Raw genomic sequence first — 10,538 nt, forward strand, 5'->3', positions numbered from 1 at the left:
TGGACCCTCGCCCCAGCCACCGACTGACTGCAGGGCGGGCCGCCCCACCACAACGGAACCGCCCAACCTGCAAGATTTTCAGTGCACTTCTAGGGGGTGTCCTCGCCCCGGGCCACGGCCGGGTCAGTCGTGCACCCAGCCGTGGCTGCGGGCCACGGTCAGCAGTCGCTCCCGCAGCCGGGAGATCTGGGCCGCCGTCACCGACGGGGCGCCCGAGATGATGACGTCGGTGAACTCCTGCAGGAGTTCGGCCGACGTCATCGTCCCGGCCGCGGAATGGGACGCCGTCCGCGGGCCGTCCTGGCACGGGCCGTCGGCCTGGGTGGCCGGCACCCGGGTCAGCGGCCGCACGTTGACGGCCCGCAGACCCCGCTCGCTCTCGGTCTCCTCGAACTCGACCTGCACCCCTGGAGCGATGAGGTGCCGGTCGCGGAGGATGTCGTTGGCGTGCATGAAGGCGTCCTCGCCTGAGGGGTGGCTGACAAAGCCGTAGCCGTGAACGCTGTCGAAGCTCACTACTCGACCTACAGGCATGGGGGGTTCCGCGCTTTCTGTGTCGTCGGTGTCGTGGTCGCCGTGTCTATGGGGACCGACAGGGACGTCGCGCCTGAGCGCCCCTGGTCAGGTCCCCGGCCGCAGGTCGGCGTTCGGGGGAACGTCGCCCTGCCGGGCGGCGGCGGCCGTGGTCGCGGTGCCGCCGTCGAGCCCGGCCGCCGTTTCTTCCCCGTGGTTCGTCAGGTACTCGCTCAGGCCGGGGAACTCCTCCTCGTAGTCCTCGGGATAGGTGGCCGGCGCGTGGCGCAGCGTGATCAGTGCCGTGATCGCGACCACGGCGAGCAGCACCACGTTGACCAGGACGGCGGAGTGCAGGCCCCGCATGAACGCGGCGTCGGCCGCGTCGAGGAGGGCGGAGGCCGTCTTGGCGGGAAGTGCGGCGGCGGCCTGGAGGGCTCCGCCGAGGGAGTCGCGGGCCGCGCTCGCCACCTGCGCCGGGGTGCCCTGGGGCAGTTCCAGCGTGTGGGTGTACCGGTTGTTGAGGATGGTGCCGAGCACCGCCATGCCCAGCGCGCCGCCCAGCTCGGCCGCGGTGGTGGCGAGCGCGGACGCGGCGCCGGAGCGCTCCTTGGGCGCGCTGTTGACGATGGTGTCCGAGGTGACGGTGAACGTCGACACGGCGCCGATCGCCTGCAGGATGATGGGGATGATCACGATGCCGTAGCCGGTGTCGGCCTTCAGGGTGCTGTAGAAGGCCATGGCGACGGCGCCCACGCCGAGTCCGAAGCAGCACAGCTTGGCCCGGCCGATCTTCGGCACCAGCATGCCGATCATTGGGGCCACCACGATCGCCACGCCGGCCGGGGGCAGCATGGCCAGGCCCGACTTCAGCGGTGACCACTGGTGCACCAGCTGGAAGTACTGGCTGAGCAGCAGCGTCGTACCGATGAAGGCGAACAGGGCGAAGGTGTTCGACGCCACGGCCCCGGAGAACGCCGCGTTGGTGAAGAGCTTGACGTCGATCAGCGGGTGCGCCATGCGGACCTGCTTGAGTGCGAACAGCACCAGTGCGACGACGCCGATGGCCGTGGCGGTCAGCACCCGGGTGTCCGTGAAGCCGTCGTGCACCGACTCCTGGATGGCGTAGACGATGCCGACGACACCGATGACCGACAGCACGACGCTGACGGGGTCGATACGGCCCGGCAGCGGGCTGCGGGACTCGGGGACCACGAAGACCGCCACCGAGAACAGCAGTACCATGATGGGGACATTGATCAAGAAGACCGAGCCCCACCAGAAGCTGTTGAGCAGCGGTCCGGCGACGATGGGCCCGATGGCCATACCGCCGCTGATCATGGAGGCCCAGATGCCGACGGCGGTGGTGCGCTCCTTGGGGTCGGTGAAGATGTTGCGGATGATGGAGAGCGTGGTCGGGTAGACCGTCGCACCGGCGACACCGAGCAGCGCCCGCCCGAAGATGAGCCAGCTGGGCGAGTCCGCGTAGGCGCACAGCACCGAGGCGGCGGCGAACGAGAACGACCCTGCCAGCAGCAGCTTCTTGCGGCCGATCCGGTCGCCGATGTTGCCCATGGTGACCAGCAGACCGGAGAGCGCCAGACCGTAGATGTCCGCGATCCACAGGATCTGGCTGGAGGTGGGTTTGAGGTCCTTGATGAGCGAGGGGATGGCGAGTTGCAGGACGGTAAGGTCGACGCTCAGCAGCAACGCGGCCATGCAGATCACCACGAGTGCCACCCAACGGCGGCCCCCCAGTTGCGGGGGAGCGTCTAGGCGGGGCGCGGTGGGGGAGGTAACCATCAGAGTGTCTCCGGTTCAACGCGTGGTCGGACGAGGACGGTAACTGTGTATGCCGTACTCACTTGTGTAAGCTATACGCAGAATGGCGGGGTGGTCAATCGCTCCGTGCTCGACGACTGGAGTGTCTGTGTCGAAACAGGACAGAGCCGATGACTTCTCGAGGACGTTGGAGCTCCTCTGGGGCGGACAGGAGCGCTCGGCTCGCGGGCCGAAGCCGGCGCTCTCCGTCGAGCGCATCGTGGAATGCGCGATCGACATCGCCGACCGCGAGGGCTTCTCGGCGGTGTCGATGCAACGCGTGGCCGGTGAGCTCGGCTTCAGCACAATGTCGCTGTACCGCTACCTGCCCGGGAAGAACGAGCTGGTCAGCCTCATGATCGACGCCGCCCTCGGCGACCCGCCGGTGCTCGAGGACTCCGTCGGCGACTGGCGCGCCAAGCTCGAGGTCTGGGCGCACTGCTACCTGATGGTCCTCAACGACCACCCGTGGGCCGTCCTGGCGGCGACGTTCGGCCGGGCCATGGGGCCGAACGAACTCGGTTGGCTGGAATCCGCGGTGTCCGCGCTGCGCGACACCGCCCTGAGCGGCAGCGAGAAGACCGACGCCGTCGTGGCCGTCAACGGACACGTGCGCAGCTGGGTCCAGTACGCCGGAAACGCCCCCTCCGGTCACACCTCCAGCCTGTCCAACGAACAGTGGGGCAGCGCCATCGCCGAGCTGGTCCGCAAGCACGGCGACCGCTACCCGGCGCTGCTCGACGCCATGTCCTCCGGCGCCTTCGACCCCGCCGACGACAACGGCCCGGCCTTCGGCCTGCGCGTCGTCCTCGACGGCATCGGCGTCCGCATCGCCGAACGCCAGGCGATGAGGGACCGCGAGCGTCCCGCGGCCCCTCACTCCTGAGTCCCGGAAACCGGCTACGGGCCCGACTCCTCCGCTTGGGGCGGCAGTTGGGCCCGCCGGGCCAGTTCCCTGCGGTCGGTCTTCCGGTTCGAGTTGAGCGGGAACGACTCGACGTGCCGGAACTCGCGCGGCAGCGCGCCGCTCGGCAGCAGGCTCCGCAGATGCTTCAGCAGGCTCGCCGCGGCAACGCGCTCCCCGGCGTAGAAGACCACCAGCTCCAAAGAGGTGTCGGCCGGCCGCGCCACCGCCACCGCGTCGGTCACCCCCGGACAGGAGCGCGCCGCGTTGTCGACCTCCGCCAGCTCGACCCGCAGTCCCTTGAGCTGCACCTGCGAGTCCAGCCGGCCCACATAGCTGTACTGGTCGGCGGTGCGCACGACCCGGTCGCCGGTCCGGTACCAGGTGCGTCCGTCCTCGACGAAGAACCGCCCCTCGCCGTCCGCAGGATCGAGATACCCAGGGGTCAACTGCGGGCCGCTGATACACAGTTCGCCGCTGTGCCGGCTCTCCTGGCCGTCGTCGTCCAGCAGCCGGGCCAGATGCCCCTCGTGGACGGCGCCGATCGGGACGACCCCGTTGACCGCGAGTTCGCCGGAGATCTGCGCCGACCACCGGTGCGCACTGATCGTGATGGTCAGCTCGGTGGGGCCGTAGAGGTTCTCGATGATGCTGTGGTCCGCCGCCCGGTGCCAGTCCTCGACATCGCCGCACTTGAGCGCCTTGCCGGCGAAGAAGCTCCAGCGCAGGCCCGACAGGGAGCCGGGCGTCAGCCTGCCGGTGCGCCGCACCAGGGATATGGCGCTCGGCGTCGAGAACCGCACGCTGACACCCACACCCTCGCCCAGGCCATCACCACCGCGATCGGCAACCGCGGCTGGGACAGCGCCCGGCTGGTGGACCCGACCGGCACCCTGCCGGACACCTCCTACGTCGGCACCGGCGGCTTCCTGCACGACGCCGACCTGTTCGACGGCGACTTCTTCGACATCAGTCCCAACGAGGCCCTGATTATGGACCCGCAACAGCGGCTGCTGCTGGAGACGTCCTGGGAGGTGTTCGAGCGCGCAGGCATCGACCCGGTCGCGCTCAAGGGCAGCGACACCGGCGTCTTCACCGGCGTCATGTACCACGACTACCCCCACAACACCGCAACCGGAGCCGTCGCCTCCGGCCGCGTGTCCTACGTCTTCGGTTTCGAGGGCCCGTCGATGACCATCGACACGGCCTGCTCGTCGTCCCTGGTCGCCCTCCACCTGGCCGCGCAGGCGCTGCGCTCGGGTGAGTGCTCGCTGGCGCTGGTCGGTGGTGTGACGGTGATGTCGACGCCGGAGACGTTCGTGGAGTTCAGCCGGCAGCGGGGCCTGGCGGCCGACGGCCGCTGCAAGTCCTTCGCGGACGCGGCCGACGGGACCGGGTGGTCCGAGGGTGTGGGTCTGCTGCTGGTCGAGCGGTTGTCGGATGCGCGTCGGTTGGGTCATCCGGTGCTGGCGGTGGTGCGGGGTTCGGCGGTCAATCAGGACGGTGCGTCCAATGGTCTGACGGCGCCGAACGGTCCTTCGCAGCAGCGGGTGATCCGGGCCGCGCTGGCCAACGGCGGTCTGGCGGCGGCGGATGTGGATCTGGTGGAGGGGCACGGTACGGGGACGCGGCTGGGGGATCCGATCGAGGCTCAGGCTCTGCTGGCAACGTATGGGCAGGACCGGGATGTTCCGCTCTATTTGGGTTCGCTGAAGTCTAATTTGGGTCATGCGCAGGCGGCTGCGGGTGTGGCCGGTGTGATCAAGTTGGTGGAGGCGATGCGGCATGGGGTGATGCCGCGGACGCTGCATGTGGATGCGCCGTCGTCGCAAGTTGACTGGTCGGCGGGTGCGGTGGAGTTGCTGACCGAGGCCCGCGGGTGGCCGGGGTGGGGGACCGGCCGCGCAGGGCTGCGGTGTCCTCGTTCGGTATTTCCGGGACCAATGCGCATGTGATCCTGGAAGAGGCCGCTGAGTCCGAGCAGTCCGCTGATGGGCCGGAGCCGGTGGTCGGTCCGGTGGCGGTGGCCTTGTCGGCGCGTACGCCGGAGGCGCTGGCCGAGTCGGCCGGGCGGCTGGCGGATTGGTGGTCCCAGCGGGAGGACGTTGAAGTCGCGGAGGTGGCTTCGGCGTTGGTGCATGGCCGGGCTGGGCTTGAGCACCGGGCTGTGGTCGTGGCTGCATCCCGTGAGGAGGCGATCGGGTCCCTGTCCGCCTTTGCGTCGGACGGGACGGGTGCGGTTGTCGGCCGGGTGTCCTCTGGTCGGACGGGGTGGTTGTTCACGGGTCAGGGCTCGCAGTGGCTGGGCATGGGCCGGGAACTGCACGCCGCCAACCCGGTGTTCGCGGAGGCGTTCGACCAGGCGTGCGCGGCTCTCGATACCCATCTGGAGCGGCCGCTGCGTGAGGTGATCTGGGGCCAGGATGCCTCGCTGGTGGATGCCATCGTGTTCACGCAGGCCGGTCTGTTCGCCGTGCAGGCGGCGTTGGTGGCCGTACTGCGCCACTGGGGCATCACCGCCGACGTGCTGCTCGGGCATCCCATCGGTGAGATCTCCGCCGCGTATGCGGCCGGGGTGTTGTCCTTGGAGGATGCGGCGCGTCTGGTGGCGGCGCGGGGGGCGTTGATGCAGGCCCTTCCTGCGGGCGGGGGCATGCTCGCCCTGGCCACCAGCATTGAGCAGGCCGAGGTGCTGATCGCCGGCCTGGCGGTGGACATCGCCGCGGCCAACGCACCGGCCGCGGTGGTGGTTTCCGCGGTGGTGGAGGACCTGGAGACGGTGCAGGCGCGCGCCGAGGAGCGGGAGATAAGGGCGACGAGGTTGTCGGTCTCGCACGCCTTCCACTCCCGGCTGATGGAGCCGATGCTGGAGCCGTTCACCGAGGTGGTCGCCTCTCTCACCTACCGAGAGCCGGCTGTCCCGGTGGTCTCGAACGTCACCGGTCAGCCGGTGTCAGAGGAGCTGACGGACCCGGCGTACTGGGTGAGGCATGTGCGTCAGCCGGTGCGTTTCGCCGACGGCGTCCGTACCGCCCGGGAGCTGGGTGTGACCCGTTTCGTGGAGGTGGGCCCGCAGGCGGTGCTGACCGCGCTGACCCGCCAGACCCTGGACGAGGAGACCGGCGATCTGGTCTTCGCCCCCCTGATGCGCCGCCCCCGTAAGCCGCACGAGGATCCCGCCGCCACCACATTGTTGACCGCGGCGGCCACCCTGCACACCACGGGCGTTCCGGTGGACTGGCACCTGCCCGCCCCCGCCCCCGCCCGTCACCTGGACCTGCCCACCTACCCCTTCCAGCGCCGCCGGTACTGGCTGTCGGCTCCGGTGGGGTCGGGTGTGGTGGGGGTGGGTGCGGCCGGTTTGCGGGAGGCCGGGCATGGGTTGTTGGTGGCGGCGGTGTCCACGGCGGATGGTGTGGCGACGGTGTTGACCGGGCGGCTGGGTGTGGGGCGTCAGGCGTGGCTGGCGGGGCATCGGGTGGCCGGGCGGGTGTTGGTGCCGGGGGCTGCGTTGGTGGACATGGCGCTGCACGCGGCGGACGTGGCCGGTTATGACGGGATCGGTGAGTTGGTGGTGGGCCGGCCGTTGGTGTTGCCGGAGGCGGGGGAGGTGGATGTGCAGGTGCAGGTGCAGGTGCAGGTGCAGGTGCAGGTGACGGCTGCCGGTGAGCGGGCGGAGGTGAGCTTCACTCCCGCCCGGCCGGGGAGGCGGCGCAGGCGCCGGGCCCGGATACGTCCTGGACCACCCACGCCACCGGCACCCTCACCACCACAGCCACCGCCCCGACCACCCCGACCACCACCACCCCGACCACCCCCACAGCCACCACCCCCGCCGGCACCGCTCCCTCCCCCCCGACCTCACCACCTGGCCCCCACAAGAAGCCGAGGCCCTGGATCCGGATGAGCTCTACGACCGCCTCGCGCGGCAGGGCCACCGCATCGCGCCGCAGTTCCAGACCGTCCAGGCGGCCTGGCAGCGCGAGGGTGAGCTGTTCGTCGAGGTCGTTCTGCCGGACGACGTCGACAACGACGGCCACCGGATCCACCCTGCGCTGCTGGACGGCCTGTGCCAGCTGCTGGCGGTGGACATGGCGGCCGAGCCGGGAAGTGCGCCGGTCGGTGCCACGTGGCGCGGCCTGCGGTGGGAGTCGGACGAGTCGCCGTCCGCGCTGCGGATGGCCTTCACGGCGGAAGGCCTGAGCGTGTCGACCGTTTCCGGGCGACCGGTGGCGTACGCCGACTCGGTGAGCCTGCAGCCCGTACCTTTGCCGGAGGCTCCGGTGGCCGGGGAACCGCTCCCGGAGGCGGAGGACGGCGGCGAAGGGCGATCGGGGGAGCGGCGCAGGCGCGCCCGGCACGGCGATCCGGAGCGGTTCGTTCGCGAACTGCGCGAGCAGGACGACGAGACCCGGATCCGACTGCTCCTGGAGCTGGTGCGGGAGCAGGTGGCGCAGGTGCTGGGGCACTCCGACGCCGAGTCCGTCGACCCCGACAAGGCGTTCTCCGAGCTGGGTTTCGACTCGATGGCCGCCGTCGAGGTGCGCAACCGTCTGAGCCGGCGTACCGGGCTGTCGCTGCCGAGCTCGCTGGTCTTCGACCACCCCACCGCGCGGAGTGCCGCGGACCGGCTCGACGCGGAGCTGCGGCCGGCGCGGGAGGACGGCGCGGACGCCCTGCTGGCGCGGATGAGCCGGCTCGACGCACTGCTGGCGAGCGCCTCGCCGACGCCGCAGGAGCAGGAGGCGATCCAGGCAGCCCTGGAGTCGCTGGTGCAGCGGTGGCGGTCGCGGACCGCGCCGGACGCGGACGGTGACGCGGCGGCGGCCACCCTGGACGACGCCAGTGACGACGAGCTGTTCGCGGTGCTCGACGCGGAACTCAGCGGCGGGTGACCGGCTAGGAGCGTGTCTCGGTAACGGGCAACTGGCCGGGAGGTCGTGATGGGCGGGATCGGTCGTGGTCGCCCGGTCAGCGCCTGTGGGGCCGATGGGCGGGTCGGTCGGAGGGGGATTTCGGCCCGCTGAGGCCGGTGTGGCCGGCTGGTCAGCCGGCCAGGGCGGCGAGTCCTGCGGTTCCGGCGTGTCGGAAGATCTTGCGGAGGTTGTGGCAGGCGGCCAGCAGTCGCCACTCGCCGCGGGTTCCGTCCTCGCCTCGCAGGAGGAGTTGGCGGCCGTTGTGGCAGGTCATGATCTGGCCGAAGACGGGTTCGACGATGGCTTTGCGGCGGCTGTAGGCGGCCTTGCCGGGCTTGGTCCGCAGCTTGCGGGCCATGCGCTCCTTGAGGGTGGCGCTGGCGGGGATGCGTCTGCGGGGTGCGGGCGGGACCTGTTTGTCGTGGCCGAGTCGGCCGGTGGCCATGAACGTGTCGGTGCCGCAGGCGAGGTGGCGCTCTTGGGCGGCTTCCAGGTTGGTCTCCGAGCAGTAGCCGGCGTCGACGAGGGCCTGCTTGGGGTGGACGCCGGTGTTCTGCGCGGACTGATCGAGCATCGGGGTGTAGTTCAGCGCGTCCGAGGCGTTGGTGGTGATGTCGGCGGCCGTGATGACCTGATGCTTTTCATCGACGACGGCCTGGGCGTTGTAGGCCTGAATGTAGGCGCCGTCGCCGTTCTTCATGATCCGCGAGTCGGGGTCGGTGAAGTTGGCCTGCGCCTTGGGCTTGGGCCGGGCCTTGGCTGCTGCCTGCTCGCCCGCGTCGGTGACGGCCCGCTCGTCGCTGGTCCCGGCGCGCTCCTGACGGCGGCGTTCGGTGTCCTCGGCGTGAGCGCGGGCCTTGTCGGCGGCCTCGGCCTCGATCTGCGCGCGGGTGGCCTGCAGCCTGGCCAGGCGCTTCTCACGCCGGTCCAGCTCGGCGGGCAGGTCGGCCTCTTTGCCGTCCACGCCGAACCGGGCATCTTCGGCGGTATCGACTGCTTCGGCGTCGTCCAGCAGGGACCGGGCCGTGGCCTCCAGGCCGGCGATCTCGGCTTCGATCTGCTCTTCCTTCCCGATCAGGCGGCCGTAGCTCATCGCCTTGTGCTTGGAGGCGCTGGCCTCCAGCTTGGTGCCGTCCAGCGCGACGCGGCCTATCTTGACCATGCCTAGTTTCTGCGCCAGGTGCAGCGACTGCAGGAACAGGCCGGCGAGCGCGTCCAGGTGGCGGCGGCGGAACCGGGCGATCGAGCGGAAGTCCGGAGCCTGGTCGGCGGCCAGGAACCGGAACGCGACGTCATCGACACACTTACGCGTGATCGCCCGCGAGGAGCGCACCCCGGTGGTGTAGCCGTAGATCAGCAGCCGCACCATCAGCCGCGGATCGTAGGGCGGGTAGCCGCGCTTTTCGGTGTAGTCGGCCAGGACCGGGGAGAGGTCGAGTACCTCATCGACCAGGTCCGCGACGAACCGGGCCAGATGGTCCTCGGGCAGCCAATCGTCCAGCGACGGCGGCAGCAGCAAGACCTGATGCGGGTCGAACGCCCGGAACGTCTTGTCCACCGCCGCCGGACGGCCCTGCGGCTGCTTCTTCTCACCCGGCTCGACCTCGAACAACCCATCCCCACCGCGCATACCCTGATCATCCCGCATGAATGATCACGAACCGCAAGCGGGTTGCCGATTACTGGGACACGCTCCTAGCGTCCTGAGTCGGGAATTCGCTGCATAAGTCCTCGGTGGTTCGGCATGATGGCCGGGTGGCGAGGACGGGACGGCCGAAGGCCGAGCTGGTGCTGACCGATGACGAGCGTGAGACGTTGAGCCGCTGGGCCAGGCGTCGGACGTCTTCGCAGGCCCTGGCCCTGCGGTGCCGGATCGTGCTGGAGTGCGCAACCGGCGCTCTGAACAGAGACGTTGCCACCCTGCTCGGCGTCGAGGAGCACACGGTGAGCAAGTGGCGGGCCCGCTTTGTGCGGGACCGGCTCGAGGGCCTGACCGACGAGCCACGCCCGGGCGGCCCCCGGAAGATCATCGACGCCCAGGTGGAAGAAGTGGTCGTCAAGACACTGGAGACCACGCCGAAGGACGCCACGCACTGGTCGACGCGGTCGATGGCCAAGGAAGTGGGCCTCTCCCAGTCGGCCATCACGCGTATCTGGCGGACCTTCGGCCTCAAGCCGCACCTGGTGGACACCTTCAAGCTCTCGAAGGATCCGCAGTTCATCGAGAAGGTCCGCGATGTGGTCGGCCTGTATCTCGCCCCGCCCGAGCATGCGCTGGTGCTGTGTGTGGACGAGAAGACGCAGATCCAGGCGCTGGACCGGTCGGCCCCGGTGCTGCCGATGATGCCGGGCATGCCCGAGCGCCGTACTCACGACTACGTGCG

Annotated in this window: 9 protein-coding genes and 2 pseudogenes; 7 read left to right on the forward strand and 4 right to left on the reverse strand. The window is 70.1% G+C overall.

All coding sequences use genetic code 11. The features are described 5' to 3' along the window. Positions 1 to 123 precede the first annotated feature (123 nt). Both ACIBJF_RS49195 and ACIBJF_RS49200 read right to left on the reverse strand, forming a co-directional pair. Entirely contained in the window at positions 124 to 516 is a 393-nt protein-coding gene (locus tag ACIBJF_RS49195; protein ID WP_365334298.1) for a cold shock domain-containing protein, read from the reverse strand. A 105-nt stretch (positions 517 to 621) separates the two neighbouring features. Further along, positions 622 to 2,316 (reverse strand): DHA2 family efflux MFS transporter permease subunit, encoded by a 1,695-nt coding sequence (locus tag ACIBJF_RS49200; RefSeq protein WP_399184413.1) that lies wholly within the window; start codon positions 2,314 to 2,316, stop codon positions 622 to 624. A 166-nt stretch (positions 2,317 to 2,482) separates the two neighbouring features. Between ACIBJF_RS49200 and ACIBJF_RS49205 the strand changes: the two genes are divergently transcribed. Beyond that, a complete protein-coding gene (locus ACIBJF_RS49205) occupies positions 2,483 to 3,220 on the forward strand; it encodes a TetR/AcrR family transcriptional regulator (RefSeq protein WP_356316751.1) in 738 nt (245 codons plus the stop codon). 14 nt (positions 3,221 to 3,234) lie between these two features. Here the strand turns inward: ACIBJF_RS49205 and ACIBJF_RS49210 are convergent, their stop codons facing one another. Then, positions 3,235 to 4,041, reverse strand: coding sequence for an AMP-binding protein (locus ACIBJF_RS49210; RefSeq protein ID WP_399184414.1), 807 nt, complete (start codon positions 4,039 to 4,041; stop codon positions 3,235 to 3,237). A gap of 72 nt (positions 4,042 to 4,113) precedes the next feature. On the opposite strand from ACIBJF_RS49210, the gene ACIBJF_RS49215 reads away from it, so the two are divergent. From ACIBJF_RS49215 to ACIBJF_RS49235, 5 genes and pseudogenes are all read left to right on the forward strand, one after another. Then, the gene (locus ACIBJF_RS49215) at positions 4,114 to 5,193 is read left to right on the forward strand and encodes a beta-ketoacyl synthase N-terminal-like domain-containing protein (protein ID WP_399184415.1); all 1,080 of its coding nucleotides are present in this window, start codon (positions 4,114 to 4,116) and stop codon (positions 5,191 to 5,193) included. Next, a pseudogene (locus ACIBJF_RS49220) lies at positions 5,190 to 5,402 on the forward strand (hypothetical protein); the annotation flags it as partial. The gene ACIBJF_RS49215 and the pseudogene ACIBJF_RS49220, both read left to right, overlap by 4 nt. Positions 5,403 to 5,513: 111 nt before the next feature. Further along, positions 5,514 to 7,145, forward strand: a complete 1,632-nt coding sequence (locus ACIBJF_RS49225; protein ID WP_399184418.1) for an acyltransferase domain-containing protein — start codon at positions 5,514 to 5,516, stop codon at positions 7,143 to 7,145. Continuing rightward, a pseudogene (locus ACIBJF_RS49230) lies at positions 7,132 to 7,281 on the forward strand (polyketide synthase dehydratase domain-containing protein); the annotation flags it as partial. The gene ACIBJF_RS49225 and the pseudogene ACIBJF_RS49230, both read left to right, overlap by 14 nt. A 48-nt stretch (positions 7,282 to 7,329) precedes the next feature. Further along, positions 7,330 to 8,133, forward strand: a complete 804-nt coding sequence (locus ACIBJF_RS49235) for an acyl carrier protein (protein ID WP_399184416.1) — start codon at positions 7,330 to 7,332, stop codon at positions 8,131 to 8,133. A gap of 151 nt (positions 8,134 to 8,284) precedes the next feature. On the opposite strand, the gene ACIBJF_RS49240 is transcribed toward ACIBJF_RS49235, so the two are convergent. Then, positions 8,285 to 9,766: an IS1182 family transposase gene (locus tag ACIBJF_RS49240; RefSeq protein ID WP_399184419.1), complete on the reverse strand. Its 1,482-nt coding sequence runs from the start codon at positions 9,764 to 9,766 to the stop codon at positions 8,285 to 8,287. Positions 9,767 to 9,909: 143 nt separating this feature from the next. On the opposite strand from ACIBJF_RS49240, the gene ACIBJF_RS49245 reads away from it, so the two are divergent. Next, on the forward strand, positions 9,910 to 10,538 hold a 629-nt coding region (locus ACIBJF_RS49245), incomplete at its 3' end, for an IS630 family transposase (protein WP_399184417.1).

The sequence above is a fragment of the Streptomyces sp. NPDC050743 genome (genome assembly GCF_044456925.1).
GTDB lineage: Bacteria > Actinomycetota > Actinomycetes > Streptomycetales > Streptomycetaceae > Streptomyces.